Source organism: Frigoribacterium salinisoli (assembly GCF_054781095.1).
Genome location: NZ_BAAGVB010000004.1, coordinates 36,348 through 62,311 on the forward strand (window position 1 = coordinate 36,348; position 25,964 = coordinate 62,311).

General features: G+C 75.5%; 25 protein-coding genes, 1 pseudogene and 1 riboswitch. Of the genes and pseudogenes, 7 read left to right on the forward strand and 19 right to left on the reverse strand.

The window, feature by feature from the left end:
- Window positions 1-57: 57 nt before the first annotated feature.
- The 5 genes from ACYVHQ_RS10150 to ACYVHQ_RS10170 all read right to left on the reverse strand — a co-directional run bounded on the left by ACYVHQ_RS10150 (window position 58) and on the right by ACYVHQ_RS10170 (window position 3,799).
- Window positions 58-576 (reverse strand): methylated-DNA--[protein]-cysteine S-methyltransferase, encoded by a 519-nt coding sequence (locus ACYVHQ_RS10150; RefSeq protein WP_460512658.1) that lies wholly within the window; start codon window positions 574-576, stop codon window positions 58-60.
- 230 nt (window positions 577-806) lie between these two features.
- Entirely contained in the window at window positions 807-1,094 is a 288-nt protein-coding gene (locus ACYVHQ_RS10155) for an acylphosphatase (protein WP_460512660.1), read from the reverse strand.
- Between the two features lie 2 nt (window positions 1,095-1,096).
- A complete protein-coding gene (locus ACYVHQ_RS10160; protein ID WP_460512662.1) occupies window positions 1,097-2,086 on the reverse strand; it encodes an aldo/keto reductase in 990 nt (329 codons plus the stop codon).
- A gap of 134 nt (window positions 2,087-2,220) precedes the next feature.
- Window positions 2,221-2,493 carry a hypothetical protein gene (locus ACYVHQ_RS10165; RefSeq protein ID WP_460512663.1) on the reverse strand — a complete coding sequence of 91 codons (273 nt, stop codon included), beginning with the start codon at window positions 2,491-2,493 and terminating at the stop codon, window positions 2,221-2,223.
- Between the two features lie 97 nt (window positions 2,494-2,590).
- The gene (locus tag ACYVHQ_RS10170; RefSeq protein WP_460512665.1) at window positions 2,591-3,799 is read right to left on the reverse strand and encodes an alcohol dehydrogenase catalytic domain-containing protein; all 1,209 of its coding nucleotides are present in this window, start codon (window positions 3,797-3,799) and stop codon (window positions 2,591-2,593) included.
- Window positions 3,800-3,990: 191 nt separating this feature from the next.
- Between ACYVHQ_RS10170 and ACYVHQ_RS10175 the strand changes: the two genes are divergently transcribed.
- Entirely contained in the window at window positions 3,991-5,460 is a 1,470-nt protein-coding gene (locus ACYVHQ_RS10175) for an MFS transporter (RefSeq protein ID WP_460512667.1), read from the forward strand.
- Window positions 5,457-6,134 carry a thermonuclease family protein gene (locus tag ACYVHQ_RS10180; RefSeq protein ID WP_460512669.1) on the forward strand — a complete coding sequence of 226 codons (678 nt, stop codon included), beginning with the start codon at window positions 5,457-5,459 and terminating at the stop codon, window positions 6,132-6,134. Before ACYVHQ_RS10175 ends, ACYVHQ_RS10180 begins: the two co-directional genes overlap by 4 nt.
- A gap of 21 nt (window positions 6,135-6,155) precedes the next feature.
- Here the strand turns inward: ACYVHQ_RS10180 and ACYVHQ_RS10185 are convergent, their stop codons facing one another.
- On the reverse strand, window positions 6,156-8,312 hold the full coding sequence (locus ACYVHQ_RS10185) for an MMPL family transporter (protein WP_460512671.1): 2,157 nt from the start codon (window positions 8,310-8,312) through the stop codon (window positions 6,156-6,158).
- Between the two features lie 53 nt (window positions 8,313-8,365).
- Here ACYVHQ_RS10185 and ACYVHQ_RS10190 point away from each other — a divergent pair, with 53 nt between their 5' ends.
- Both ACYVHQ_RS10190 and ACYVHQ_RS10195 read left to right on the forward strand, forming a co-directional pair.
- Complete coding sequence (locus tag ACYVHQ_RS10190) at window positions 8,366-8,899, forward strand: MarR family winged helix-turn-helix transcriptional regulator (RefSeq protein WP_460512672.1); 534 nt, start codon at window positions 8,366-8,368, stop codon at window positions 8,897-8,899.
- On the forward strand, window positions 8,896-10,305 hold the full coding sequence (locus tag ACYVHQ_RS10195; protein WP_460512674.1) for an L-serine ammonia-lyase: 1,410 nt from the start codon (window positions 8,896-8,898) through the stop codon (window positions 10,303-10,305). Before ACYVHQ_RS10190 ends, ACYVHQ_RS10195 begins: the two co-directional genes overlap by 4 nt.
- 75 nt (window positions 10,306-10,380) lie before the next feature.
- Here the strand turns inward: ACYVHQ_RS10195 and ACYVHQ_RS10200 are convergent, their stop codons facing one another.
- The 3 genes from ACYVHQ_RS10200 to ACYVHQ_RS10210 all read right to left on the reverse strand — a co-directional run bounded on the left by ACYVHQ_RS10200 (window position 10,381) and on the right by ACYVHQ_RS10210 (window position 13,863).
- Window positions 10,381-10,668, reverse strand: a complete 288-nt coding sequence (locus ACYVHQ_RS10200) for a hypothetical protein (RefSeq protein ID WP_460512676.1) — start codon at window positions 10,666-10,668, stop codon at window positions 10,381-10,383.
- Between the two features lie 298 nt (window positions 10,669-10,966).
- The gene (locus ACYVHQ_RS10205) at window positions 10,967-12,634 is read right to left on the reverse strand and encodes a catalase (protein WP_460512678.1); all 1,668 of its coding nucleotides are present in this window, start codon (window positions 12,632-12,634) and stop codon (window positions 10,967-10,969) included.
- A 356-nt stretch (window positions 12,635-12,990) separates the two neighbouring features.
- Window positions 12,991-13,863: an aminodeoxychorismate lyase gene (locus tag ACYVHQ_RS10210; RefSeq protein WP_460512680.1), complete on the reverse strand. Its 873-nt coding sequence runs from the start codon at window positions 13,861-13,863 to the stop codon at window positions 12,991-12,993.
- A 62-nt stretch (window positions 13,864-13,925) separates the two neighbouring features.
- A riboswitch (FMN riboswitch) is annotated at window positions 13,926-14,068 on the forward strand.
- Window positions 14,069-14,198: 130 nt separating this feature from the next.
- Here ACYVHQ_RS10210 and ACYVHQ_RS10215 point away from each other — a divergent pair.
- From ACYVHQ_RS10215 to ribH, 3 genes and pseudogenes are all read left to right on the forward strand, one after another.
- Complete coding sequence (locus ACYVHQ_RS10215) at window positions 14,199-14,969, forward strand: riboflavin synthase (RefSeq protein ID WP_460512681.1); 771 nt, start codon at window positions 14,199-14,201, stop codon at window positions 14,967-14,969.
- Window positions 14,970-15,025: 56 nt separating this feature from the next.
- Window positions 15,026-15,634: pseudogene (gene ribB / locus ACYVHQ_RS10220) on the forward strand (3,4-dihydroxy-2-butanone-4-phosphate synthase); the annotation flags it as partial.
- Between the two features lie 134 nt (window positions 15,635-15,768).
- Window positions 15,769-16,263: a 6,7-dimethyl-8-ribityllumazine synthase gene (gene ribH / locus ACYVHQ_RS10225; protein WP_460512683.1), complete on the forward strand. Its 495-nt coding sequence runs from the start codon at window positions 15,769-15,771 to the stop codon at window positions 16,261-16,263.
- Between the two features lie 556 nt (window positions 16,264-16,819).
- Here ribH and ACYVHQ_RS10230 read toward each other — a convergent pair.
- The 10 genes from ACYVHQ_RS10230 to upp all read right to left on the reverse strand — a co-directional run bounded on the left by ACYVHQ_RS10230 (window position 16,820) and on the right by upp (window position 25,916).
- Window positions 16,820-17,635 carry a dienelactone hydrolase family protein gene (locus tag ACYVHQ_RS10230; RefSeq protein ID WP_460512685.1) on the reverse strand — a complete coding sequence of 272 codons (816 nt, stop codon included), beginning with the start codon at window positions 17,633-17,635 and terminating at the stop codon, window positions 16,820-16,822.
- Between the two features lie 157 nt (window positions 17,636-17,792).
- Window positions 17,793-18,350 carry a TetR family transcriptional regulator gene (locus ACYVHQ_RS10235; protein WP_460512687.1) on the reverse strand — a complete coding sequence of 186 codons (558 nt, stop codon included), beginning with the start codon at window positions 18,348-18,350 and terminating at the stop codon, window positions 17,793-17,795.
- A 76-nt stretch (window positions 18,351-18,426) separates the two neighbouring features.
- The gene (locus tag ACYVHQ_RS10240; protein ID WP_460512689.1) at window positions 18,427-18,903 is read right to left on the reverse strand and encodes a GNAT family N-acetyltransferase; all 477 of its coding nucleotides are present in this window, start codon (window positions 18,901-18,903) and stop codon (window positions 18,427-18,429) included.
- An 84-nt stretch (window positions 18,904-18,987) separates the two neighbouring features.
- On the reverse strand, window positions 18,988-19,779 hold the full coding sequence (locus ACYVHQ_RS10245) for an NAD-dependent epimerase/dehydratase family protein (RefSeq protein ID WP_460512691.1): 792 nt from the start codon (window positions 19,777-19,779) through the stop codon (window positions 18,988-18,990).
- 81 nt (window positions 19,780-19,860) lie between these two features.
- Window positions 19,861-21,318, reverse strand: coding sequence for a serine hydrolase domain-containing protein (locus ACYVHQ_RS10250; protein ID WP_460512693.1), 1,458 nt, complete (start codon window positions 21,316-21,318; stop codon window positions 19,861-19,863).
- A 46-nt stretch (window positions 21,319-21,364) separates the two neighbouring features.
- Window positions 21,365-22,726 (reverse strand): cryptochrome/photolyase family protein, encoded by a 1,362-nt coding sequence (locus tag ACYVHQ_RS10255; RefSeq protein WP_460512695.1) that lies wholly within the window; start codon window positions 22,724-22,726, stop codon window positions 21,365-21,367.
- Window positions 22,723-23,193, reverse strand: coding sequence for a MarR family winged helix-turn-helix transcriptional regulator (locus ACYVHQ_RS10260; RefSeq protein WP_460512697.1), 471 nt, complete (start codon window positions 23,191-23,193; stop codon window positions 22,723-22,725). Before ACYVHQ_RS10260 ends, ACYVHQ_RS10255 begins: the two co-directional genes overlap by 4 nt.
- Before the next feature lie 287 nt (window positions 23,194-23,480).
- Window positions 23,481-23,969, reverse strand: coding sequence for a hypothetical protein (locus ACYVHQ_RS10265; RefSeq protein ID WP_460512699.1), 489 nt, complete (start codon window positions 23,967-23,969; stop codon window positions 23,481-23,483).
- Between the two features lie 91 nt (window positions 23,970-24,060).
- Window positions 24,061-24,840 (reverse strand): winged helix-turn-helix domain-containing protein, encoded by a 780-nt coding sequence (locus tag ACYVHQ_RS10270; protein ID WP_460512701.1) that lies wholly within the window; start codon window positions 24,838-24,840, stop codon window positions 24,061-24,063.
- A gap of 443 nt (window positions 24,841-25,283) precedes the next feature.
- A complete protein-coding gene (gene upp / locus ACYVHQ_RS10275; RefSeq protein WP_460512703.1) occupies window positions 25,284-25,916 on the reverse strand; it encodes a uracil phosphoribosyltransferase in 633 nt (210 codons plus the stop codon).
- Window positions 25,917-25,964: the final 48 nt, after the last annotated feature.

Below are 25,964 nucleotides of genomic sequence, written 5' to 3' on the forward strand. Positions count from 1 at the left end.
CGGGTGCCCCGGCCCCGCCGGGTGCCCCGGCCCCGCCGCTCCCGGCGGGGACGTCGGTCACGCCGCGCCCTCGAGCCGCAGCAGCGCGGTCTTCGCGTCGGCCCCGCCGAGGTAACGGCCCCAGGTGCCGTCGCTGCGCACGACGCGGTGGCAGGGCACGACCACGGGGATCGGGTTCGTCGCGCAGGCCGTGCCGACGGCCCGCACGGCGCCCGGGTTGCCGGTCGCGCGGGCCACGCCGGCGTACGACTCGGTGCGACCGTAGGGGATCGCCTCGAGCAGCCCGAGCACGGTGCCCCGGTAGCCGCCGCTGAGCCGACGGTCGAGCGGCAGGTCGAAGGTGCGGCGGCGACCCGCGAAGTACTCGTCGAGCTGGGTCGCGACCGCGTCGAGCCGCACGGGCGCCTCGTCGACGCGCGGACCGAGGCGGGCCGACAGCGCGGTGAGCTGCGCGTCGTGCCCCTCGACGTCGAACGCGACGCGGACGAGCCCGCGCTCGGTGGACGCGAGCAGCAGGCGCCCGACCGGGCTGTCGACGACCCGGTAGGCGACGTCGGGGTGCGGAGCGTGGGCCATGTCGTCCTCCTGTGGGACCGAGCGTAACCGGGGCCGCCGACACGAGGGGGACCGCGCGGGGGACGGGCGTCGAGGAGGTGGGACCCAGCCGTACCTGCTAGACCTGTCCTGCGCCCTCATCGGCGCTCCCGGTCCGGGGACTCCACGCTGTCGGGTGCGTGTCGAGCTCCCGGACCGGGTCTGCACCGCCGGGCGTCGCCGGCCCGTCGTCGGGCACCGGCCCCGCCGGCTCAGTGCCGCGTGCTGAAGCCGGCCTCGCCGGTCGGCGTCGCGTCCTCGACGGCGACGCCCTCGACCTCGGCCCCGACCGGGCCCTCCTGCAACCAGTCGACGAGGGCCGCCACGGCGTCAGGAGTCCCCTCCGCCTCGACCTGCACGGTCCCGTCCGGCAGGTTCCGCACCCAGCCCGCGAGGCCCAGGCGGTCCGCCTCGCCCTCGGTGGAGAAGCGGAAGCCCACCCCCTGGACCCGTCCGCGGACGACCGCGCGCCTCCTGACCACGTCGACGACGTCGCCCACGATCAGCGGTCCACCGTGGACATGTCGGCGTAGCGGTCGCCCGTCGGGGCCGCGACGTCGTCGAGGCGCGCGACCTGCTCCGGGGTGAGGCGCAGCTCGTCGGCGGCGACGTTCTCCTCCAGGTACGTGCGGCGCTTCGTCCCGGGGATCGGCACGATGCCCTCGCCCTTGGCGAGCAGCCAGGCCAGCGCGACCTGGCCGGGGGCGGCGTCGACCTCGCGGGCGACGGCATCGACCTGTTCGACGATGCGGATGTTCGCCTCGAGCGCGTCGCCGGCGAAGCGGGGCGAGAAGCGCCGGAAGTCGTCCTCGTCGAGCTCGTCGACCGAGCGGAGGGTGCCCGTCAGGAACCCGCGGCCGAGCGGCGAGTAGGGCACGAACCCGATGCCGAGCTCGCGCGTGAGGGGGAGGATCTCGGCCTCGACGTCGCGCGTCCACAGCGACCACTCGGTCTGCAGCGCCGTGATCGGGTGCGTGGCGTGCGCGCGGCGGATCGTCTCGGGCGCGGCCTCGGAGAGCCCGAGGAACCGCACCTTGCCGGCCTGCACCAGGTCGGCCATGGCCCCGACGGTGTCCTCGATCGGCACCAGCGGGTCCACGCGGTGCTGGTAGTAGAGGTCGACGTGGTCGAGGCCGAGGCGGCGGAGCGAGCCGTCGATCGAGCGGCGCACGTACTCGGGGCGACCGTCGACGGGGCGCTCGGCCCGGGCCTCCGGGTCGGTGACGTTGCCGAACTTGGTCGCCACGACCACCTGGTCGCGGTCGACCGAGCGCAGGGCGCGGCCGAGCAGCTCCTCGTTGGTGTGCGGGCCGTACATGTCGGCCGTGTCGAGCAGGGTCACGCCCAGGTCGAGCGCGCGGTGGACCACCCGCACCGACTCGTCGTCGTCGGTGCCCGCCCCCGTGTAGAAGGCGCTCATGCCCATGAGCCCCAGGCCGAGGCGGCCCACCTCGAGTGCGCTGTCGGCCGTGCCGAGTGTCGTCGTCTGCATGCCTCGATGCAACACCCGCGCGCCGTCCGGCGGCCCGGGCCTGCAGGCCGCGACACCCCAGGAAGCCGCCGGCACCCCAGCTCGTGGGCTGGGGTGCCGGCGGCTTCCTGGGGTGCGGTGGCGCCCAGGAGGCGTCAGGCGCCGGCGTCGGGCTTCGGGTGACCGGGGATCGAGTCGCCGCTCATGTTGAGCTCGGACGGGTCGACCTCGACGTCGCCCTCGTCGTCCGGTCCGCCGGTGCCGGGCAGGGCGTTCACGGCGTCGCCGTTCACCTCGCCGTCGTCCATCGCGGGGGAGTCCTGCACGCCGCCCTCCTGGGCCGCCTGCGTGGTGCCCTCGCTGCGGGGGCTGTCGAAGCTGGGGTCGTCGGTGTCGGCCGTGCCGTCTCCGTGGCGTGCGTCCGTCATGGTGGGTCCTTCCGTCGGTGGAGCCTGGGTGGTGCAGGAGTGCGGGGGTGGTGCGGGAGTGGTGCGGGGTGGTGCGATCTCGGGGGTCGGCGCCGCGTCAGGCGACGTCGAGCACGGTCTTCAGCCAGCCGGCGTCGCGCCGGTCGAAGTGCTGGTAGGCGTCGATCGCCGACGTGGTGCCCTCGCGCTGCGTGATGAACGGCAGCGGGTCGAAGGCGCCCGTCGCGACGAGGTCGAGCAGCGGCCGGGTCACGGTGTGGTGGTCGCAGTTGCCCATGCGGATCGTGAGGTTCTTGAGCATCGCGGCGCCGATCGGGTAGCTCGTGACCGTCGGGGCGTAGACGCCGATGATGCCGATGCGGCCGTACTTCGCGACGGTCTCGACGGCCCACTGCGAGGCCTGGCTCGGCGCGTTCCCCGGCACCCACAGGTCGCCCTCGGGCTGCGCACCGGGCGCGACCTGCTCGACCTCCGAGCGGAACGCCTCGGCCTCCTCGGCCGACGGGGCGGCCGGGCCCGAGGTGGGGTGCTGCGCGTCGACGCCCACCGCGTCGATCACCGCGTCGACGCCGCTGCCGAGCGTGAGGTCCTGGACCACCTGGACCGGGTCCTCGGAGTCGAAGTCGATCACCTCGGCGTTCTGCGCCCGCGCCTGGGCGAGGCGGTCCTGCTCGTGGTCGACGGCGATGACGCGGGCCGCACCGAGCTTCCAGGCGCTGGCGATCGCGAGCTGGCCGACGACGCCGGCGCCGTACACGGCCACCGTGTCGCCGGGGCGGACGCCCGCGAGCTCGGCACCGAACCACGCCGTGGGCAGGATGTCGCTGAGCAGGATCGCCTGGTCGTCGCTGACGTTCTCGGGGAGGGGCGTGAGCGTGTTCTGGGCCCACGGCACGCGCACGTACTCGGCCTGGAGGCCGTTCCACGGGCCGGTGCTGGCCGGCCCGCCGAAGAAGCTCGTCCCGGCCTGCGGGCCGTTCGGGTTCGCGACGTCGCACTGCGCGGTGTGCCCCGCGCGGCACTGCGCGCAGACGCCGCACGACACGGTCGAGTTGATGATGACGCGATCGCCCGGGCTGAACCCGCGCACCGCACGGCCGACCTCCTGCACGACGCCGACGGCCTCGTGGCCGAGGACGGTGCCCTCTTGCATCGGTCCCATGGTCCCGCGCACGAAGTGCAGGTCGGTGCCGCAGATCGCGCTGCGGGTGACCTTCACGATCGCGTCGGTGGCCTCGACGATCGACGGGTCGTCGATCGAGTCGAGACGGATGTCCCCTTCGCCGTGCCAGACGACTGCCTTCATGGTGCACCTCCGAGTTGTCAGGGCGCGGGTCGTGCCCGCGGTGCGTGGCACGGTAGGCCGCTCCCGCCTGGGTGCACGCCCAGCGTCGGCGTGGCGTGCGCCGTGCGGACAGCGCAGGAGGCGCGGGCGGCGGGGCCGGGCCGGGACGCGCCCGTCGCGTCGCCGTCGCCGGTCCGCGCCATGATGGTCGGATGACCCGCACGGCTCCGGCCCGCACGCGCAGCGAGCGCCTCGACGAGCTCCCGTTCACCCGCCGGCACGCCCGCCTGCTCACCGGCTCCGGCATCGGCTGGGCGCTCGACGCCCTCGACATCGGGCTGCTGTCGTTCGTCCTCGCGCAGCTGTCGGTGACCTGGTCGAGCGACGCCGGCGCGCTCGCCTGGGTCGCGAGCGCCGGCTTCGCGGGCATGGCCCTCGGTGCGGCCGCGGGCGGCAGCCTCGCCGACCGCTTCGGCCGCAAGCAGGTCTTCGCGGCGACCCTGCTGCTCTACGGCCTCGCGACGGGCGTCTCGGCGCTCGCCTGGTCGGTCGGCGTGCTGCTCGCCCTGCGCTTCGTGGTCGGGCTGGGCCTCGGCGCCGAGCTGCCCGTCGCCTCGACGCTCGTCAGCGAGTTCTCGCCCAAGCGCATCCGTGGTCGCGTCGTCGTGCTGCTCGAGGCCTTCTGGGCGCTGGGCACGATCGGCGCCGCGCTCGTGGGCTTCCTGGTGGTGCCGACGAGCGACGACGGCTGGCGGTGGGCCCTCCTCATCGGTGCCGCGCCCGCCGTCTACGCCGTGTTCGTGCGGCTGCGCATGCCCGAGTCGGTGCGGTTCCTCGAGTCGAAGGGGCGGCACGACGAGGCCGAGGCCATCGTCCGCCGTTTCGAGGAGTCCGCGGGCGTCGCCGCCCCCGCCGCGCACGAGAGCCCCGCCCCCGCCGCGCACGAGGCACGCACGCACGAGGAGCGCACGCACGAGGAGCGCACGCACGAGGAGCGCGCGCAGGAGGCCCGGGCCCGCGACCGCGGCGACGGTGCCGGCCCCAGGGGCGGCGCGACGCACCCCGTCGGCGCCGGTCGGGCCTCCGGCCCCTCGCTGCTCTCGCCCGAGCTGCGCGGCCGCACGATCGCCGCCTGGGTGGTCTGGCTCGCGACGAACTTCTCGTACTACGGCGCCTTCGTCTGGCTGCCGACCCTGCTCGTGCAGCTCGGCTACCCGCTCGTGCGCTCGTTCGAGTACACGCTGCTCATCACGCTCGCGCAGCTGCCCGGGTACGCGGCGTCCGCCTGGCTCGTCGAGCGGTGGGGCCGGCGGCCCACGCTCGCGACGTTCCTGCTGGGCTCGGCGCTCGCCGCGGGGGCGTTCGGGCTCGGCGCCGTGAGCGGCAGCGAGGTGCAGATCATCGTCTCGGGCATGGTGCTGTCGTTCTTCAACCTCGGAGCCTGGGGCGCCCTCTACGCGGTCACGCCCGAGCTGTACCCGACCGCGCTCCGGGCCACCGGTGCCGGGCGGGCGGCCGGCATCGGGCGCCTCGGCTCGATCGTCGCACCGCTCTCGGTGCCGCCGCTGCTCGCCCTGGGCGGGCCGGTGCTGCTCTTCGTCGTGTTCGGGGCGGTGTTCCTCGTCGGCGCGGTGGCCGCGACGCGGCTGCCCGAGCTGCGCGGCCAGGAGCTCGCCGAGTGACGCGCCGCCCCGCCCCGCGCGGTGGCCGCGACGACACGCTCCGCCAGGCGCGCGAGCTCATGGTCGGGCTCGACGAGCTCGTCGCGCCCCGGCGCCGGGGGAGACGACGCCCGCCGCGCAGCGTCGCCCTCGTGGCGGTGCTCGTCGTGGTCGCGATCGTCGTGCTGCTCGTGCCCCGGCTGCTCGACGGCACAGGAGGGGCGTGGCCCGGAGGCGGCACCGGCCCCGGGGGAGCCGCGGTGCCGGCCGAGGTGCCCGACGGTGCCGAGCGCGCCACCGTCGAGCGCGTCGTCGACGGCGACACCGTGGTCGTCGACCTCGACGGCGAGAGCGACCGCCTGCGCCTCATCGGCGTCGACACGCCCGAGACCGTCGCGCCGGGCCGTCCCGTCGACTGCTTCGGCCCCGAGGCGAGCGCCTGGACCACCGAGGCGTTGCCCGCGGGCGCGACCGTCTGGCTCGAGGCGGACCCGACGCAGGGCGACCGCGACAAGTACGACCGCCTCCTGCGCTTCGTGTGGACCGACGCCGGTGCGCTCGTCAACCGCGAGCTCGTCGAGCTCGGCTACGCGCGGGAGGACACCTACGACGAGCCGTACCGCTACCGGGACGAGTTCGTCGCGCTCGAGGAGGCCGCCGAGGCGGAGGGCGCCGGCCTCTGGGGCCGCTGCTGACGCCGTGCCGCCCGACGGGCCTCAGGCCGCGTGCGGCGCCCGCCCGCGGTCCGGCGCCGCAGGGGTGGTCCGGGCCGGCCACCAGAAGCGGTCGCCGAGCAGGAACACCAGGGCCGGCACGAGCACGGTCCGCACGACGAGGGTGTCGAGCAGCACGCCGACGCAGACGATGACGCCGACCTGCGTGAGCGCGACCACGGGCAGCACCCCCAGCACCGCGAAGACCGCGGCGAGCAGGATCCCGGCGCTCGTGATGACGGCGCCCGTCGAGGCGAGGGCGCGGACCATGCCCTCGCGGGTGCCGTGCAGCAGCCGTTCCTCGCGTGCCCGCGTCGTGAGGAAGATGGCGTAGTCCACGCCCAGGGCGACGAGGAAGAGGAACGCGTAGAGGGTGACGCTCGTGTCGAGGGCGGGGAACCCGAGCAGGCCCTCGAAGATCCAGGTCGACGCGCCGAGGCTGGCCGCGAAGGTGGCGAGCACCGAGGTGATGAGCAGGACCGGCGCCACGAGCGAGCGCAGCAGCAGCACGAGCACCACGAGCACCACGACGAGGATCAGAGGCGCGAGCAGGGCGAGGTCGCGGTCGGCGGCCTGGCGGGCGTCCCACGCGGTGGCGTCGGTGCCGCCGACGAGGGCGGCCGAGACCTCGCCGCCGGCGTCCGCGTACCCGTCGCGGAGGGCCTGTACGGTCGCGAAGGCGTCGGCGCTCTCCGGGTCGGCGTCGAGCTGCACGGCGATCGCGGTGCGGCCGTCGGCGGCCTCGCCCGTCGTGGCGGAGGCGACGCCCTCGACGCCCTCCGCGAGGCGGGCGGCCTCGTCGGCCACGGCGGTCGGTGCGAGCACGGTCGTGCTGCTCGTGAGGCCGGCGGCGAACGACCCGTCGACGATCTCCTGGCCGACGACCGAGTCGGGCTCGCCGAGCAGCTGGTCGGTCTGCGACAGGCCCACCGTGGTGCCCGTGAGGCCCGTGGCGAGGCCGCCGAGGGCGAGCACGGCCACGGTCGCGACGAGCGCGGGGCGACGGGCGACACCACGGCCGAGGCGTTCCCAGCCCCGGGGCCGTGCCGTGCGCGGCGACCGGGCCGGCGCCTGCTCGGCGACCCGCGGCACGAACGGCCAGAAGAGCCCGCGCCCGCAGACGACGAGGGCGGCCGGCAGCACGACGAGCGCGAAGGCCAGGGCGACGACGATCCCGACGGCGCAGGCGAGGCCGAGGGCCCGGTTGCCCGAGAGCGAGGCGAGCAGCAGCGTCAGGAGGCTCAGGGCGACCGTGCCGCCGCTCGCGAGGATCGCGGGCCCCGCGCTCCGGAGGGAGGTCGCGAGCGCGGCCCGGGCGTCGGCCCGGCGCGTGAGCTCCTCGCGGTAGCGCGCGACGAGCAGGAGGGCGTAGTTGGTGCCGGCGCCGAAGACGAGCACCGAGAGGATCCCCGACACGCTCGCGTCGACCGTGACGTCGAGGGCCTGCGCGACGGCGCCGGCGACCCGTCCGGCGAGGGCGTCGGCGGTCCCGACCACGACGAGCGGCACGAGCCAGAGCACGGGGGAGCGGTAGGTGACGATGAGCAGGGCCGCGACGACCGCGACGGTGACGAGCAGGAGGCGGACGTCGGCCCCGGCGAACGCGTTCGCCACGTCGTCCTGGAACCCGACCGGCCCCGTGAGGTAGGCGGTCACGCCGTCGGGCAGGTCGGCGGACGCGGCGTCGCGGAGCGCGCTCGCGGTCCCGGCGACGTCGTCCTCCACGGCGCCGGCGTCGAGGGGGACCGCGACCAGCACGGACGTGCCGTCGTCGGACACCTGGGGTCGCACGGCCCCGGGCGTCGTCGAGAGCGCCGCGAGATCGCCCGCGCGCGCCGTGACGGTGGCGACCTGGGCGTCGGTGAGGTCCGCGCCTCCTGCCGACCAGACGACGATGCCCACGGTCCGGTCGGCCGAGGGGAAGCCCGCGAGCAGCTCGGCCACCTCGGCGCTGTCGCTGCTGTCGGGGACGCCCGACGGAGCGCCCGCCTCGCCGTCGGCGGTGGGCAGGGCGACGAAGAGCAGGGCCACGGCCACGGCGGTGCCGACGAGCACGGCCCAGGCCGACCGGGGTCCGCTGACGAGACGGGAGAGCGCGCGCACGGTGATTCCTTCAGCGAGTAGATGTCTTAGTTGCTGAGAGTATTGCACGAGCGGCACGCGGGTGCCCGGCTCCCGGTCCGAGGGGAGACAATGGACGGCAGGAGGTCCCGATGCCCGACCGCGCAGCACCCCGCCGCCTCGACGCGCGCGCCGACGTCGTCCGGCACCTGCAGCGGCTCACGACCGAGTCGCAGCGCATCGCCCAGGCGTTCGCCGCGCGCCACGGCCTCGGGCAGATCGACCTCGAGGCGCTGCTGGCCGTCATGGAGGCCGAGCGCGCCGGCGACCCCCTCACCTCGGGCCGGCTCGGCGAGGCCCTCGGCGTCACCTCGGGTGCCGCGACCGGCGTCATCGACCGGCTGGAGCGCGTCGGCCACGTGGTGCGCCGCCGCGACGACGCCGACAGGAGGCGCGTCCTCGTCCACTACGGCGAGCGCGCCCGCGAGGTGGCCGGTGCGTTCTTCGGGCCGCTCGGTGGCGTCACCGACACCGTCCTCGACGGTTTCACCGACGACGAGCTCGACGTCGTCACCCGGTTCCTCGGCGCGATGAGCGGAGGGATGGCCGAGCACGCCCGCAGCATCGGGCGCCCCGGTCCGGACGGGCCCCCCGCGTCGGACGAGACCGAGAGGATCGCCTCGTGACCGCCGCCGTCGTCGAGCACGTCTCGGCCCTCGACCTCTTCTCGATCGGCATCGGCCCGTCGAGCTCGCACACGGTGGGCCCGATGCGGGCCGCGCGCCTCTTCCTCGAGCCGTTGCGCGCCTCCGGTGCCCTCGCCCTCGTCGCCCGGGTGCGCGTCGTGCTCTACGGCTCGCTCGCCGCCACGGGGGCCGGCCACGGCACCCCCGCCGCCGTGCTCGCGGGGTTGGTCGGGCTCGACCCCGAGACCTGTGACCCCGCGGTCGTCGCCGGGCTGCCCGAGGCCGTCGAGCACGGCGGCGGGCTGCGCCTGCTGGGCGTGCAGCAGGTCGCGTTCGGGCCCGCCGACCTGCGCATGGCCCCGCTCACCCGCATGCCGCGGCACCCGAACGCGATGAGCCTCGAGGCGCTCGACGCCGACGGCGAGCAGGTCGCGAGCGACGTGTTCTTCTCGGTGGGCGGCGGCTTCGTGGTGCGCGACGGCGACGACGAGGTGCCCGTGCCCGCGAGCCCCGCGCCGTACGCCTTCGCCGACGCGGCCGACCTGCTGCGGCTCTGCGACCGCGAGGGCGCCTCCATCGCCGAGCTCGCCTGGCGCAACGAGGTCGCGGTCCACGGCGAGGACGCGGCGCGTCGTGGCCTCGAGGCGCGCTGGGACGCCATGGCCGCCTGCGTCGCCTCCGGCCTCGAGACCGAGGGCGAGCTGCCCGGGTGGATGCGCGTCAAGCGCCGGGCGCACGCGGTCGCCACGCGGCTGCAGCAGCAGGAGGCGCTGGTCCCGGTGGGCGCGCCTCCTGCCCCCGCCCTGCTCGCCGACCTGCCCGCGCAGTGGCTCCAGGCGTACGCGATGGCCGTCAACGAGGAGAACGCGGCCGGCGGGCGCGTCGTGACGGCACCGACGAACGGTGCGGCGGGCATCCTGCCGGCGGTCGGCGTCTACGCGAGCCGGTTCCACGGCACCTCGCGCGAGGTGCTCGCCCGCGACTACCTGCTCACGGCCGCCGCGATCGGCTCGCTCTACAAGCGCAACGCCTCGATCTCGGGCGCCGAGGCCGGCTGCCAGGGCGAGGTCGGCAGCGCCGCGTCGATGGCAGCCGGGGCCCTCACGGCAGTCCTCGGCGGCACGCCCCGGCAGGTCGAGAACGCCGCCGAGATCGCCATGGAGCACCACCTCGGCCTCACCTGCGACCCCGTCGGCGGCTTCGTGCAGGTGCCCTGCATCGAGCGCAACGCCATCGCCGCCGGCACCGCGGTCGCCGCGACCCGCATGGCGCTGCTCGGCGACGGCGAGCACGTCGTCAGCCTCGACACCGTCATCGAGACCATGCGCCAGACCGGCCGCGACATGAGCGCGAACTACAAGGAGACCTCGCAGGGCGGGCTCGCCGTCAACGTCGTGGAGTGCTGAGGGGCTCGGCCGTGCCAGCGGCCGGGCGGGGCGCGTCCGGGACCGACGCGGCCTCGCGGGGATGCGCCGGACGCGTCAGGCGGTGGGCGGCGTCGTGCCGGGTGCGACCTCGGTGGCCGTCGGCGGGCTCGGGCAGCGCAGGTACGTCGGTCGCGTCGCGTCGCCGCGCGTGACGACGTGGTCGGCCATGAGGGCGCCGCAGATCGGGCAGCGCGGCTCGGCGGTCGGCGTCGCGGCGTCCTCCGGCCGGCCGATGCCGACCTGCGCGGGCCCCGCGTAGGTGTACACGAACCGGTTGAGGCGGCCGAAGAACCCGGGCACGCCGTCGTAGGGGTTCAGTCCGTCACCGCGTCGCTTCCCCATGCCGCCAGCCTACGTGCCCCGGCCGTCTCGTCCCTCCTGCCCCTCCTGCCCCGCCCGCCCATCTCAGGAGGGTGTCCACGACACGCGGAGCGATCACCGCCGACAGTACGGAGTGTGGACACGGTCCCGTCCGCGGTATCCACGATGCGTGGGTCGCGCGCCCGTCCGTCCGCGTGTCGTGGACACCCTCGGAGGGGAGCGGGGCGGAAAGGGGCATGACGTGCAGGAGGCGCGGTGCCGGGCCGGCATCGCGCCTCCTGGGGGCGAGGCGGTCGCGCGGGGCGACCGCGTCCGTGCGTCAGGCGCCCGCGGGCACCCTCACGGCGCGCTCGTTCGGCACCGTGTGGGTCATGACGAGGCCCTCGACGTCGCGCGGGCCGTTGTGGCCGAGCTTCGCCAGGCGGGCCAGCTCGTCCTCGGAGAGGGTCTGGGACTGCAGCGGAGGCAGGCCCTTCACCTCGTCGAGCGTGATGCCGAGGCCCTCCCCGACGCGGCGACCGAGGTCGTCCTCGACGAGGTAGAAGTGCCAGAGCATGCGCTCCTGCACCGGGCGCGCGGCCTGCGAGATGAGGTCGACGAAGTTGGCGACGAGGTCGTCGCGCTCCCAGTCCTCCATGAGCAGGTAGCGCTGGCCGGCCTGCGCGTAGTCGTTCGTCCGCTCGATGCGCTTGCGCGTCAGGCGGCCGGTGATCTCGGGGCCCTGGTCGTCGTGCGTCGGGTACTGGCCCTCGCGCAGGCTGCCCTCGGTGATCGACGGCTCGTAGTTGACGTGCGGGTTCGCGCCACCGCCCTGGTGGTACGCCATCTGGCCGTCGCGCTGGTTGGTGGCGACGTCCGCGCCCTTGGGCGCGTTGACCGGCAGCTGCAGGTAGTTCGGCCCCACGCGGTAGCGCTGCGCGTCGGAGTACGAGAACGTGCGGCCCACGAGCATCTTGTCGTCGCTGAAGTCGAGGCCGTCGACGAGCACGCCCGTGCCGAACGAGAGCTGCTCGTTCTCGGCGAAGTGGTTCGTGACGTTGCTCGTGAGGCGCATCGTGCCCACGGCCTTCGCCGGGAACTCGTTCTCGGGCCACACCTTCGTGTCGTCCAGCGGGTCGAAGTCGAGCTCGGGGTGGTCGTGGTCGTCCATGAGCTGGACGCGGAGCTCCCACTCGGGGTGGTCGCCGCGCTCGATGGCGTCGTAGAGGTCCTTCGACGCGTGCCCGAGGTCGCCGCCCTGCACGACCGCGGCGTCGGCCTCGGTCATGGAGCTGACGCCCACCGACGGGATCCAGTGGTACTTGACCAGCTTCGTGCCGCCGTCGGCGTCGACCCACTTGTACGTGTTGACGCCGAAGCCCTGCTGCGTGCGGTAGTTCGCGGGGATGCCGCGCGGGCTGAAGAGGTTCATCAGCATGTGCATCGACTCGGGCGTCTGCGACATGAAGTCGAAGATGCGCGCCGGCTCCTGGCGGAACGTCACCGGGTCGGGCTTGAGCGAGTGGATCACGTCGGGGAACTTGATCGCGTCACGGATGAAGAAGACGGCCAGGTTGTTGCCGACGAGGTCCCAGTTGCCGTCCTCGGTGTAGAACTTCACGGCGAAGCCGCGCGGGTCGCGGGCCGCCTCGGAGGAGTCGCGGCCGCCGATCACCGTCGAGAAGCGGATCGCGATCGGGGTCTCCTTCCCGGCCTCCTGGAAGAGCTTCGCGCGGGTGTACCGCGAGATCGGCTCGTCGCCCCAGGTGCCGGTGGCGGTGAAGGTGCCGAACGCGACGGCCCCGCGCGCGTGCACGACGCGCTCCGGGATCCGCTCGCGGTCGAAGTGGCTGATCTTCTCCAGGAACTGGTAGTTCTCGAGCGTCGCGGGGCCCCGGGAGCCGACCGTGCGCTGGTTCTGGTTGTCGTAGACGGGGTGGCCCTGACGGTTGGTCAGGACCTCGCGGTCGTCACCCTCGGCGGGCGGCTGGGACGAGACGTCGGTCATCGATCGGTCCTTCCTCGGTGCGGAGCTTGCCCGGCCGAGTCTGCTCCTCCTGCCCCTGGGCCGCCCCCGGGTCGGGGGACGCTGCGCTCCCCGGCCCGCGCCTCCTGCCCCGCCCGGCCTCCTGCCCCGCCCGCCCGTCCCGCCCGCTTCACCGAGGGTGTCCACGACACGCGGAGCGGTCGTGACGGGAGCCGCACGTCGTGGACACCCTTCCGGCGACGGTGTCCACGAACGGTGGGCGTCGCGCTGCTGCGTCCGCGTGTCGTGGACACCCTCGGCCGGCAGGACGGGGCAGGACGGTGCAGGACGAGGCAGGAAGCGGCGGCGGGAGGGGCAGGAGGCCCGCCGCCCGCCGCTCAGCGGGTGCGGGAGCGGAGGTGCTCGACCGCCGCACGCGTGAACGCGGCGTCGGTGGCCAGGTCCTCGCCGTCGAGCGAGACGACGGGGGCGAGCAGGCGCCCGCTCGAGGTGAGCCACAGGCCGGAGGCGCGGCGCAGCTCGTCGACGCCGAGGGCGCGGAGCGCGGTCGGTCGGCCCTGCGCCTCGGCCCAGGCGAAGAGGTCGACCTGCGTCGTGCCCTCGAGCACGCCCAGCGCGGGCGGCGTCGAGACGAGCACGCCGTCGACCAGGGCGACGACCGTCGAGTTCGGTCCCTCGAGGACGACGCCGTCGGTCGAGACGAAGACGACGTCGTCCGCGCCGCGGCGCGCCGCCTCGCGGAGGGCGGCCTTGTTGACGGCGTAGGAGAGCGTCTTGGCGCCCTGCAGGAGCCACGGGCTGGTCTCGGCGACGTCGCTGCGGTAGCCGCGGTCGAGGGTGACGACCCGGATGCCGTCCTCGTGCTCGGCCGTGTGGTCGGGCATCGCGAAGGCGTGCAGCCAGCCCGTCGGGCGGTCGCCGAACTCGTCGCCGCGCGACCAGATCAGCTTGAGCAGCACGTGCGCCTCGTCGGCGACCTCGGCGGCCGTGCCGAGCACGAGCCGGCGCCACGCGTCGAGGTCGGGAGCGGGCAGGTCGAGCATCGCCGACGACCGCGCGAACCGCGCGAGGTGCATCTCGACGGCCTGCGGGCGGCCCTCGAAGACGCCGATGCTCTCGAAGACGCCGTCGCCGCGGGTCGCGGACAGGTCGGAGGCGCTCACCTGCGGCAGCGCCGGGTCGACGCGCTCGACGCCGGTGACCTCTCCGGTGGGGTCGGCGTGCAGCAGGAAGAGGAGGGGCGTCGGCATGACGTCACGCTACCGCCGCCCGCGGCTCGGTGTCGGGGCGCGGTGGTACGGTGCTGCTCGAGCAACGCGCTCCGGGGTCAGTGCAATTCTGAGCCGGCGGTCACAGTCCGCGAACCGAGCGCCCTCCTCGTCCGAGGCGGGTGCGAGGCCGAACCGGTGGAACCCCGGTACCGACGGTACAGTCCGGATGAGAGGCAGCGCGTGCCCGGCAGGCCCCGCCGTGGGCGCGTCGGGTGGCCTCGCGACCCCTGTGTCGTCATCGCCCCGGAGCACCGACCGGAGGCCGCCATGACCCGCACCGCACGCACCGCCCGACGCACCGAGGGCGGCGCCTGATGTTCACCGGACTCGTCGAGGCGCAGGGCACCGTCGTCGGCCTCGAGCCGCAGGGCGACAGCGTGCGGCTGACCGTGCGCGGCCCCGAGGTCGTGGGCGACGCCGCGCACGGCGACTCGATCAGCGTCAGCGGCGTGTGCCTCACCGTCGTCGAGCACGACGCCGAGACCTTCACCGCCGACGTCATGGCGCAGACCCTCCGCATGAGCACCCTGGGCGGCCTCGAGCCGGGCCAGCCCGTCAACCTCGAGCGCGCCGCCCGCGTGGGCGACCGCCTCGGCGGCCACATCGTGCAGGGGCACGTCGACGCGACCGCGCGCGTGCTCGAGGTGGAGGACGGCACCGCCTGGCGTCGCGTGCGCTTCGCCCTGCCCGACGACCTGTCGGCCCTGCTCGTCGACAAGGGCAGCGTCACGCTCGAGGGCGTGAGCCTCACCGTCAGCGGCATCAGCGACCCCGGCGCCGCCGAGGGCTGGTTCGAGGTCTCGCTGATCCCCGAGACGCTCGCGGCGACGACGCTCGGCGCGAAGGCGCCCGGCGACGCCGTCAACGTCGAGACCGACGTGCTCGCCCGGCACGTGCTGCGCATGCGCGCCGTCGACGCGGCCGCCGCTGCCGCGGGCCCGGGCGCGGGCCCGGGCCCGGGCGCTGGCGCGGCCGCTGACCCGGGCGGGGCGGCCGCGGGCGGGGCAGGAGGCGCGGGCCGGGGAGCGCAGCGTGGCGCGCCCGCCGAGGCCCCGGCCGGTCGACACGCGGAGGTCTCCTCGTGACCGGGCCCGCCCCCGTGACCGGGCCCGCCGACGACGGGTCGTCGATCGCGGGTGACGTGCACGTCGCGGGCGAGGCGCCCGTCGAGCTCGTGCTCGAGCACCTGCGCGCGGGTCGCCCGGTCATCGTCGTCGACGCGGAGGACCGCGAGGACGAGGGCGACGTCGTGCTCGCCGCCGAGCTGGCGAGCCCGGAGTGGATCGCCTGGACGGTGCGGCACTCGTCCGGGTTCCTCTGTGCGCCGATGGCCCCCGAGATCGCCGACCACCTCGACCTGCCGCCCATGGTCGCGCACAGCGAGGACGTCCGCGGCACGGCCTACACCGTGAGCGTCGACGCGGCGCACGGCGTGACCACGGGCATCAGCGCCAGCGACCGGGCCACCACGCTCCGCGTGCTCGGCGCCGCCGACAGCGTCCGCGACGACCTGCACCGGCCCGGGCACGTGCTGCCCCTGCGCGCCCTGCCCGGTGGGGTGCGCGTGCGGCCCGGCCACACCGAGGCGTCGGTCGACCTCGTGACGGCCGCGGGCCTCCGGCCGGTCGCCGCGATCTGCGAGATCGTCGGGGACGACGGCGAGATGCTCCGCCTGCCCGGGCTGTTCGCGCTCGGCGCCCGCGAGGGCGTGCCCGTCGTCACCATCGCGTCGATCGCCGCCTGGCTCGACGCCCGAGACGCCCGCGACGCCGGAGACGCCCGCGACGCCCGAGACGCCCGCGACGGCGCGGGGACGCGCGGCACCGCCGCGACCAGCACCAGCACCAGCACCACCGACCGGACCGACCCTGAAGGAGCGACCGCATGAGCGGCGACGGAGCCCCCACCGACCACGAGATCCCCGACGCGACCGGCCTGCGGGTCACCGTCGTCGCCGGCACCTGGCACGACGCCATCACCGACGGGCTGCTCGCCGGTGCGCACCGCGTGCTCGACGCCTCCGGTGCCACGACGACGGTGCTGCGCGTGCCGGGCAGCTTCGAGCTGCCGGTCGTCGCCAAGGCTGCCATCGAGGCCGGGGCCGACGCGGTCGTCGCGCTGGGCGTCATCATCCGGGGCGGCACCCCGCACTTCGAGTACGTCTCGGACGCCGCGACGAGCGGGCTGCTGCGCGTCACCCTCGACACCGGTGCGCCCGTCGGGTTCGGCGTGCTCACCCTCGACGACGAGCAGCAGGGCCTCGACCGTGCGGGCCTGCCCGGCTCGAAGGAGGACAAGGGCGCCGAGGCCGCGCACGCCGCCCTCGAGACGGCGCTCACCCTCCGTGCCCTCCGCGGCGGCACCCCGCACCCCGCCTGACCGCCGCCCGCCCCACCCGGCCGGCCCGGCCCGGTCGGCCCGGCCCGGTCGGCCCGGCCCGGTCGGCTCGGCCCGGTCGGCCCGGCCCGGTCGGCTCGGCCCGGTCGGCCCGGCCCGGTCGGCTCGGACCGGTCGGCCCGGCCCGTCCGGTTCGGTCGACGTTCCCCTCTCGTCCGAAAAGGCGACGACCAGGCGCGGGCGGTGCCTCCTGCCGGACCCGCCCTCGGCGTGTCGCGGCGCCGTGGTCGCGTTCGGCGCCGAACGCGACTGCGGACGACCGTGGACGACCGCGGGAGCCCGCAGGAGGCGCGGAGCAGCCCGCCAGCCGGGCGCGCGCCTCGGCGCCGGTCACCGCGCCGGCAGCCCCGGCCCGTCCGGTTCGCTCGGCGTTCCCCTCTCGTCCGAAAAGGCGACGACGAGGCGCGGGCGGTGCCTCCTGCCGGACCCGCCCTCGGCGCGTCGCGGCGCTGTTGTCGCGTTCGGCGCCGAACGCGACCGCGGGAGCCCGCAGGAGGCGCGGAGCAGCCCGCCAGCCGCGCTCGCGCCTCGGCGCCGGTCAGCGCGCCGGCAGCCCGGCGACCTCGTCGACGAACGCGAGCATGGCGGCCCACGAACGGCGGTCCGCCCGCTCCTGGTACTGCGCGCCGTGCTCGGGGGCGTCGGTGCCGGGCACCGCGAACGCGTGCATCGCACCGCTGTAGGTGACGACCTGCCAGTCGGGGGCGCCCGCCGCGCGCAGCTCCTGCTCGAACGTGACCACCGCGTCGTCGGGGACCACCGGGTCCGCGCCTCCTGTCAGCACGAGCACGGGGGCGGTGACGGCTCCCGGCAGCGCGGGGGCGCCGGTGCCGAGCCCGCCGTGGAACGACACGACGCCGGCCACGTCGGCCCCTGCCCTGGCCAGCTCGAGCGCGCCCGACCCGCCGAAGCACCAGCCCATGACGACGATCCGGTCGGGGTCGACGCCCGGCTCCGCCCGCAGGCGCTCCAGGCCTGCCGTGAGCCGTGCCCGGAACAGGTCGACGTCGCCGTAGAAGCGCCCCGCCGTCTCGGCGGTCTCGGACGGCGCCGGGCGCACGCCCTGTCCGTAGACGTCGGCGGCGAGCGCGACGACCCCGAGCCGCGCGAGCATCTGGGCACGCACGCGGACGTGGTCGACGACGCCGTTCCAGTCGTGCACGAGGAGCGCGGCGGGCCGCAGGGCCTCGTCGGCGCCGGAGGCCCGGGTCGCCCGGGCGAGGAACCCCTCGAGCACGGTGCCGCGGTCGTCGTACTCGACGGTGCCGCCCGTGACGGGGGCGTCGGGCACGCCGTCGAGCAGGGCCCGGAGCTCGGGGGACAGGTCGGGGATGAGGTCGGTCGTCTCGGTCACGGCCCGACGCTACGCCGCCGGGCACGCGCCGTGCCCTCGCCGTGCGGTCGGCGGGGCGCCCTCTCCGTACCGGGCCCCCTGCGCCCGAGGCCCTGCCCCCAGCGCCCCACGCCCAGCGCCCGAGGCCCGACGCCCAGCGCCGGACGCGCGGCGCCGGCTACGCGACGAGCCGCGCGACCGCCTGTCGCACGATCTCGGTGCGACGCTCGTGCGGACCCTGGTGCAGGTTCGACCCGGACGGCGTCACGAACCAGGCGAGCACGACGCCGAGCACGAGGGTGGTCAGTTCGTCGGGCGACCAGTCGGACCCGACGTGGCCGGCCTCCTGCGCTGCTCGCACGGCGTGACGGCGTGCCTCGAGCTGCTCGAGGTCGACGACGCCCGGGCTCGGGGCCGCTGCCCCCTCGATCTGGGCCCAGAGCAGGAGGCGCCCGTCGTCGGGGTGCCGGGCGAGATGGTCGTAGAGGCGGGCCGCCCACGAGGGCAGGTCGTCGGCGTCGAAGGGGATCGCGGCGGACCAGCGTTCGATGCTCTCGGCGAGCGTGGCGTCGAAGAGGTCGCGCTTGGTCGCGAAGTGCGCGTAGAGGCGTTCCTTGCTGGCGTGCGCGACGCGGGCGATGGCGTCGATGCGGGCGCCGGAGAGGCCGGAGGCGGCGAACTCGGCGTGGGCGGCCGCGAGGATCCGCTCTCTCGGCGGGGTCTCGAGGCGGGGCACGCTCCGAGTGTACGACCGGACGGGGCCGGCGACCGTGCCGGTGCGCGGCGGAGGGGGCTGCCCGCGGCCCGGTGCGTCAGGCCCCGGCGGGCGCGTCCGTGGTGGCGGCGGCGGCGGGGCGGGCGTCGCGCTCCATGGGCACGTGGGGGATCCCGTCCTCGAGGAACCCCGGCCCCGCCACGACGAACCCCGACCGGGCGTACCAGCCCTCGAGGTGCGCCTGGGCGTCGAGCCGCACGAGGCGCTCGCCGCTGAGCTCGACGCCGTGCTGCACGAGCACCGCCGCGAGCCCCTGCCCCCGGGCCCCGACCGCCGTGGCGACGCGGCCGATCCGTCGGTCGGGTCCGTCGCAGAGCAGGCGGGCGGTGGCGAGGACCTCGCCGTCCTCCTCGACCCAGAGCTGCAGGGCGTCGGGCTCGAGATCGCGGCCGTCGAGCTCGGGGTAGGCGCACTCCTGCTCGACGACGAAGACGTCGACGCGCAGCCGCAGCAGGGCGTAGAGCGTCCCGGGGTCGATCTCGGCGAGGGGTGCGGAGCGGAGCTGCGTGGTCACGGCGCCACGGTACCCGACGGCGTGGCGCAGGAGGCGCGCCCCGGCCCCGCGCGCACGGTCCGGCGGCCGGTCCCCCGTCGCGGCTCAGCCCTGTCGCGTCCCCATCGGCTCGGCGGCCATGGTCCCGCCGAGCACGTCGCGCGCGGCGGCGAGCTTGTCGGCGTCGTCGAAGCGGTCGGCGTGCGCCTCGGCGTCGTCCCGGGCGAGGAACCCGATGGCCTCGCCGGCGGCGTGCGAGACGGGGCAGCGCGTGTTGCGGGACACGCCCCAGACGACGTGGTGGCCCGGAACGTCGAGCGCGAGGGCGGCCTCGACGAGGCGCGCGGCGTCGGCGGGCGACAGCCAGGTCCCGAGGCTGCGCGCGGTGGAGGGCTCGGGCTCGCTGGTCATGATGCGGGCGCTGACGACGACGTGGCCGTGCCGATCGGCGTAGAGGCTGCCGATCGCCTCGAGCAGCACCTTGCTCACGCCGTAGAGCGTGTCGGGTCGGGGAGCCGGGACGTCGTCCCGCGCGGCCTCGGCGACGGGCAGGAACCCGACGGCGTGCACGGAGCTCGCGGCCAGGACGCGGGGCACGCCGGCGCGGTGCGCGGCCTCGTGGGCGGTCCACGCGCTCTCGAGGTTGAGGTCGCGGATCTCGGGCCAGGTCCGCTCGTCGGCGTGCGAGGCGAGGTGCACGAGCAGGTCGCTGCCCCGCACGGCCTCGGTCAGCGCGTCGAGGTCGGTGACGTCGAGCGCCTGCGAGGTCTCGGTCGCCGCGAGGTCGGCAGGAGGCTCCAGGTCGAGCAGGTGGACGGCGTGCCCGGCCGCGGCGAGGTGCGGACGGACGGCCGTGGCGACCCGGCCCGCGCCTCCTGTGATCGTGATGCGTCCCATGCGCTCAGCATGGCCCGGCCGCGGGCGCGGCGCCCGAGGCCGGCCGTGAGCGGGACCGTCAGGAGCGCCGGGGGCGCCGGCTCAGTGCGGCGCCTCGGCGCGCACGCGCACCGTCTGGACGCGGGGCGGGCGCTCGGGCGTGAGGCGGATCTCGAGGCGCAGCACGCCCCGCCCGCCGGGCACGCGCCAGACCAGGTGCGACGGTGCCGTCGACTCCTCGCCCGCCTCGACGTCGAGCCCTGAAGCCCTCGACCCCGACCCCGACCCCGACCCCGCGGCCGCCGACCCGGCAGGGGCAGCCCCCTCCGCCCGGGGCAGCAGTCCGCCGACCCGCTCGGCCTCCTCCTGCCACGCCGTGCGGCGTCGCTCGAGGGGCTGGTCGAGCTCGACGTTCTCGCTGAACAGGCCCGGGGGGACGGCGCCCCCGCGGACGACGCGCTCCACGGCCTCCTGCGCGGCACGCGTCTCGGGCCACGGCGTCACGACGGGGGCGACGCCCTCGTCGGCGAGCACGCCGTCGAGGGCCTGCGTGAGCGGCACCGAGACCTGGGCGTAGGTGGCGTTCTCGAACGCGACGGCGCCGAGGCCCGAGGCCGGGTGCCAGCGCATGTGCGCCGAGAACCCGGGGTAGCCACCGGAGTGCGACACGACGGGCCCGAGGTCCGGGTACTGCTCGACGAAGAGGCCGAAGCCGTAGGCGGCAGGATGCGCGCCCCGGCCGGGCACGGTCCGGTGCGCCTGCTGCATCTCGCGCCGCGACGCCCGCGAGAGCACGCCGTCGAGGTCGCCGCGCCCCTCGGGGTCGAAGGCGCTGGCCAGCCACCGCGCCCAGCGGGCGAGGTCGGTGACCGTGCTGAACAGGCCGCCGATGGGCGAGAACCCGCCGGGGCCGGAGAAGGGCAGCGGCTCCCACGCGTCGCCGTGCCGTCGGTGCCCGGTGGCGACACCGCCGGGGGCGGGCACGTCGACCGTGAACCCGGTCGCGGCGAGGCCGAGCGGGCGCAGGATCGCGGTCTCGACGACCTCGCGGTAGGGGCGCCCGGACGCGTGCTCGACGACGCGACCGAGCAGGGCGTAGCCGAGGTTCGAGTAGGCGAAGGTGGTGCCGGGCACGCTGTCGAACGAGAGGCCCCGGTGCAGGAGGGCGTCGAGCTCGTCGTCGGTGATCGACTCCTGCCGGTCGCCCCAGGGGTCGTCGGTGGGCAGCCCGGCCGCCATGGTGAGCAGCATCCGCACCGTGGGCACGGGGGAGTCCGCGGTGGGCAGGGCCACCTCGGCGAAGGCGGGCACGAAGTCCGTCACCGGCTGGTCGAGCTGCAGGGCGCCCGCGTCGCGCAGGGCGAGGAGGGCCGTCGCCGTGAAGCTCTTGGTGCACGAGGCGATGCGGTAGGCCGTGTCCGCACCGGGCAGGGCGCCGTCGACCTCGCCGGTGGCCCCGACGTGGCGCAGGCCCTCCGGTCCGAACGTGCCCCAGACGGCGCTGGGCGCCCGGTGCTCGGCCTGGCGGGCCTCGAAGACGGCGTCGATGCCGGTGGTCATGCTGCTCCTCGGTGGGGTGCGGTGCGGGGCTGTCGGGCCGGGGGCGTCACGAGCGGCGCATGGTGTCGTAGGCGTCGAGCGCCCGGCGGCGCGACTCCTTGAGGTCGACGATCGGCTCGGGGTACGACTCGTCGTCGACCTCGGGCACCCAGTGCCGCACGTAGTCGCGGTGCGCGTCGAACTTCTGCTGCTGCAGGACCGGGTTGAAGACCCGGAAGTAGGGGGCGGCGTCGGCGCCCGAGCCCGCCACCCACTGCCAGTTCGCGGGGTTGTTGGCCTCGTCGGCGTCGACGAGGCAGTCCCAGAACCACTTCTCGCCGACGCGCCAGTCGACGAGCAGGTTCTTGACGAGGAAGCTCGCGGTGACGAGCCGGACGCGGTTGTGCATGGCGCCGCTGGTCCACAGCTCGCGCATGCCGGCGTCGACGAGGGGGATCCCGGTGCGGCCCTGCTGCCACGCGCGCAGCTCGTCGGGGTCGGGCTCGGGCCAGGGGAACGCGTCGAACTCGCGTCGCAGGTTGACCGAGGCGAGGTCCTCGGCCTCGTAGAGCACCGAGTGGTTGAACTCGCGCCAGACGACCTCGCGGAGGAACGGCTGCGCCTGTTCGCGTGCGGCCGGCGGCAGGTCGCCGCGCAGGCGGTGCCACACCTGGAACGGGCTCACCTCGCCCCAGCGCAACCGGGGGGAGAGGTGGCTCGTGGCCTCCTGGGCGGGGTGGTCGCGCTGGCCGTAGTCGGCGAGCACCTCGGTGGCGAAGTGCTCGAGGCGGTCGAGGCCCGCGGGCTCGCCCGGGGTCCAGGCGTCGCGGAGGCCGCCCGCCCAGTCGGGCGCGGTCGGCAGCAGGGCCCAGTCGTCGAGGTCGTCGGAGCGCCAGTCGCCCTCGGGCTCGGTGAGCCGCTCGGGCGCGGGCAGGGGGGCGCGGGGCTCGGGCATGTCGAGGCAGGCGCGCCAGAACGGCGTGAAGACGCGGTAGGGGCCGCCCTGGCCGGTGCGGACCGTCCAGGGCTCGAAGAGCAGGGACCCCTGGTGGCTGTGCGCGTCGATGCCCGACTCGTGCAGGGCGGTCTTGACGGCGGCGTCGAGCTCGCGCGGACCGCGTGCGTAGCGCCGGTTCCAGTGCACGGCGCCGGCCCCGACCTCGGCCACGACCTCGGGCAGCACGTCGGCCGAGGCGCCGCGGCGCAGCGTCAGGCGCGCCCCGAGCTCGCGCAGCGACGCGTCGAGCGACAGGAGGCTGTGGTGCAGCCACCACTTCGCCGCGGCGCCGATCGGGCGCAGCCCCGGCGTCACGTCGTCGTGCAGGTAGAGCACGACGACGGGACCGCCGCGCTCGACGGCGGCCTGGAGGGCGGGGTTGTCGGCGACGCGCAGGTCGTCGCGCAGCCAGACGACGGTGGGGGAGGTCACGGCGCGACCACCGCAGACCGCTCACCGGGGGCGGCGTCGGCGGTCCGCAGCTTGGTGCAGAGCTCGGTCAGGGCCGAGAGCTCGTCGGCCTCGAGGGCGTCGCCGACGCGGCGCTTGATCGCGGTGGCGTGGCTGACGGCGGTGCGCCGGTAGAGCTCGTACCCCTCGGGGGTCATGGCCACGACGATGCCGCGCGCGTCGCGCGGGTCGGGCTGCTTCTCGACGACGCCGCGCGCCGCCAGGCGGTCGACGAGGCGGCTGATGCTGGGCTGGGTGAGCAGGAGGTGCCGCGTGAGGTCGCGGATGCGGGCCCGGCGGTCGGGCTGGCCCGAGAGGTTGTAGAGGACGTCGTACTCGTTGAAGGAGATCTCGCCGCTCGGGAAGCACTCGCTCAGGTCGCGCATGACGGTCACCTGCGCTCGGAACAGGGCCTCCCAGGCCCCCACGGCCAGGCTCGTCTCGTTCATCGTCTGCACCTCGTCGACGGCTCGTGCCCTCCGGTCCGGAGGCTGTCGACAGTGTACGAGCCGCCACCGTCGCGGGCCCGCACGGCCCCGGACGTGCTGAAGGCCGGCCGCTGACGGCGGCCGGCCTTCTCCCTTGCACCAGAGTGTCCTGCGATCACAGCGCCTCGGCCGCCACAGCGAACGACCTCGACCCGCTCACTGTATAACGACCCGGTAACGGCGTCCAGGGTCCGTTCCTGCGAGGAGCCTGAGCGACACCGGCGGGGAGGACCCCGAGGGGGACGGGCTCAGCGGGCCTCGTCGCCGGCGTCCTCGATGCAGCTGAGCGCGCGCTCGGCCTCGTCGGAGTCCTCGTCGGCCTCGCCGGACGCCTGCGCCGAGGAGGAGCTCGCGGTGCGGGCGTCCTCGTTGAGGGCCGTCCAGGAGCCGTCGAACTCGTCGGCCGAGATGTCGCCGGTCGTCGTCCAGAGCCCCACCTCGTCCGAGAGGACGTTGCTCTCGCCGATCGGCGCCGCGACGTACCAGAGGTCCCCGGCCTGCACGCCGTAGCCGAGCTGCACCGGGTCGTCGTCGACCTCCGACTGCAGCGACTCGAGCGCCGAGGCGTCGACGCGCGTGCAGGGCAGGTCGTCCTGCTGACCGGCGTCGGTGCGCTCGGTGGTCGAGCCCGGCTCCTCACCCGCGGCGTCGATGTTCTGTGCACCTCCCGTGCACGCCGTGAGCGGCACGACGAGGGCGGCGGCGGCGAGGGCACTGAGGAGCATCTTCTTGGTCATGGGGTCGACGGTAGCCACCTGGCGGCCGGAAGGACCGCCTCCTGCCCGTCGGAGGCGGAGCGCAGGAGGCGCGACCCGGCCCCGCCGGTCGTCAGAAGACGTCGGGCGAGGGCGTCGACGCCTGGCGGATCGAGACGTCGGCGTGCCGGTCGAAGCGGTAGCCGACGCCGCGGACCGTGCGGACGATCTCCTCGAAGGCCCCGAGCTTGGAGCGGAGCCGACGCACGTGCACGTCGATGGTGCGCTCGTTCGGTGCCTCGTCGTCGGCGGCGCCCCAGAGGCCCGAGACGATCTCGGTGCGCTCGATGGTGCGGCCCTCGCGCAGCACCAGGTACTGCAGCAGCTCGAACTCCTTGTAGGTCAGCGGCGCGACGTCGCCGTCGAGGAGGACCCGCTTGCGCGAGATGTCGACGACGACGCCGCCCCGGGAGCCGGGCTCGTCCTCGGGCGAGGCCGGGCGGCGATCGGTGCGCAGCGACGGGTCCTGCAGGGCGCGTCGCACGACGTCGACGTCGCGACCGCCGGAGCCCTCGGGGGCGAGCGCGACGGCGGCGTGCGTCTCCGCGCTCGGCGCGATCGTGCGGAGCAGTTCCTTCAGCTGGGCGACGACGGCCGGCAGCGACGTGCCCGAGGCGGCCGCCTCGAGCTCGTCGAGTCCGACGTAGAGCGCGAAGCCGCGCGCCTCGGTGCCCTCGGGGACGGAGCGGGGCCGGGCGGGCGCCGCCGCGCCGGACGACGTCGCAGCGGCGACGGGGGAGGCGGGCACCGTGCTCGGCCGCGGCGCGTGCCGGGCGGCCTCGGCCGGCCGGACGGCGGGGGCGGGACGAGCGGTGGTGGTGGGGACGACGGGGCGGTCGAGCGTGAGGGACATGAGGGGACCTTCGGCGAGGTGCGCCGACGGGACCGTGCGCCGGGGTGCGGCGACGACGGGAGCGTCGGTGCTGATCAGTGTCGGTGTCCCGGCCGGTCAGGGCCTGGGACGGGCGGTGTGCGAGCACACCCGGAGGACGCGCGCCGGAGTGGTGGCGCTGGTGCGTCCAGGAGTCGCGGGCCGGCCAGCGGGATCGCGCTGGGGCCTCGGGTCGACTCGGCGGTACGTGGCCGGATCAGGCGCACATTCGACACAGGACGGCGTGCATCGGCATCATCATGCCGGCGCTCCCGAAGGCCTCGGAGGAGGTCGGGGCGAACACGCTGTCAGTCATGACAGCAGAGCATCGCAGCACCGGGCGCGCCTGTCAAGGACGACCGCGCACGACGACGCCCCCGTCGCCGCGCGGGCGGGGACGGGGGCGTCAGGAGGTGCGGTGCGGCTCAGGCGAGCCCGTACAGGCGGTCGCCGGCGTCGCCGAGGCCCGGCACGATGTAGCCGTTCTCGTCGAGCCTCTCGTCGACCGCGCCGAGCACGACGGTGACGTCGCGGCCCTGCATGGCCTCCTCGACGGCCGCCAGGCCCTCGGGGGCGGCGAGGATGCACACGGCGGTCACGTCGACCGCGCCCCGCTCGAGCAGGTAGTCGATGGCGGCGATGAGCGAGCCGCCGGTGGCCAGCATGGGGTCGAGCACGAAGCACTGGCGGTTCGAGAGGTCGTCGGGCAGGCGCTCGGCGTAGGTCGTCGGCTGCAGCGTCTCCTCGTCGCGGACCATGCCCAGGAACCCCACCTCGGCCGTCGGCACGAGCTTCGTCATGCCCTCGAGCATGCCGAGCCCGGCACGGAGGATCGGCACGACGAGCGGTCGCGGCTGCGAGATGGCGACGCCGACGGTCGGCGCCACGGGCGTCTCGATCTCGATGGGCGTGGTGCGCACGCCCCGCGTGGCCTCGTAGGCCAGCAGCGTCACCAGCTCCTCGGTGAGGGCACGGAAGGTCGGCGCGGGCGTGGTGCGGTCGCGCAGGACCGTGAGCTTGTGGGTGATGAGGGGGTGGTCCGCTACGTGCACTCGCATGGGGTCCACGCTAGCCCAGGCGTGCCTCCTGCCCGACCTGCCGACGGG

Bases quoted from the DNA above. Each gene is read 5' to 3' on its own strand.
- ACYVHQ_RS10150 (WP_460512658.1), bottom strand. From the start codon at position 576: ATGGCCCACGCTCCGCACCCCGACGTCGCCTACCGGGTCGTCGACAGC.
- ACYVHQ_RS10160 (WP_460512662.1), bottom strand. From the start codon at position 2,086: ATGCAGACGACGACACTCGGCACGGCCGACAGCGCACTCGAGGTGGGC.
- ACYVHQ_RS10165 (WP_460512663.1), bottom strand. From the start codon at position 2,493: ATGACGGACGCACGCCACGGAGACGGCACGGCCGACACCGACGACCCC.
- ACYVHQ_RS10170 (WP_460512665.1), bottom strand. From the start codon at position 3,799: ATGAAGGCAGTCGTCTGGCACGGCGAAGGGGACATCCGTCTCGACTCG.
- ACYVHQ_RS10175 (WP_460512667.1), top strand. From the start codon at position 3,991: ATGACCCGCACGGCTCCGGCCCGCACGCGCAGCGAGCGCCTCGACGAG.
- ACYVHQ_RS10190 (WP_460512672.1), top strand. From the start codon at position 8,366: ATGCCCGACCGCGCAGCACCCCGCCGCCTCGACGCGCGCGCCGACGTC.
- ACYVHQ_RS10200 (WP_460512676.1), bottom strand. From the start codon at position 10,668: ATGGGGAAGCGACGCGGTGACGGACTGAACCCCTACGACGGCGTGCCC.
- ACYVHQ_RS10205 (WP_460512678.1), bottom strand. From the start codon at position 12,634: ATGACCGACGTCTCGTCCCAGCCGCCCGCCGAGGGTGACGACCGCGAG.
- ACYVHQ_RS10210 (WP_460512680.1), bottom strand. From the start codon at position 13,863: ATGCCGACGCCCCTCCTCTTCCTGCTGCACGCCGACCCCACCGGAGAG.
- ACYVHQ_RS10215 (WP_460512681.1), top strand. From the start codon at position 14,199: ATGTTCACCGGACTCGTCGAGGCGCAGGGCACCGTCGTCGGCCTCGAG.
- ribH (WP_460512683.1), top strand. From the start codon at position 15,769: ATGAGCGGCGACGGAGCCCCCACCGACCACGAGATCCCCGACGCGACC.
- ACYVHQ_RS10245 (WP_460512691.1), bottom strand. From the start codon at position 19,779: ATGGGACGCATCACGATCACAGGAGGCGCGGGCCGGGTCGCCACGGCC.
- ACYVHQ_RS10250 (WP_460512693.1), bottom strand. From the start codon at position 21,318: ATGACCACCGGCATCGACGCCGTCTTCGAGGCCCGCCAGGCCGAGCAC.
- ACYVHQ_RS10260 (WP_460512697.1), bottom strand. From the start codon at position 23,193: ATGAACGAGACGAGCCTGGCCGTGGGGGCCTGGGAGGCCCTGTTCCGA.
- ACYVHQ_RS10265 (WP_460512699.1), bottom strand. From the start codon at position 23,969: ATGACCAAGAAGATGCTCCTCAGTGCCCTCGCCGCCGCCGCCCTCGTC.
- ACYVHQ_RS10270 (WP_460512701.1), bottom strand. From the start codon at position 24,840: ATGTCCCTCACGCTCGACCGCCCCGTCGTCCCCACCACCACCGCTCGT.
- upp (WP_460512703.1), bottom strand. From the start codon at position 25,916: ATGCGAGTGCACGTAGCGGACCACCCCCTCATCACCCACAAGCTCACG.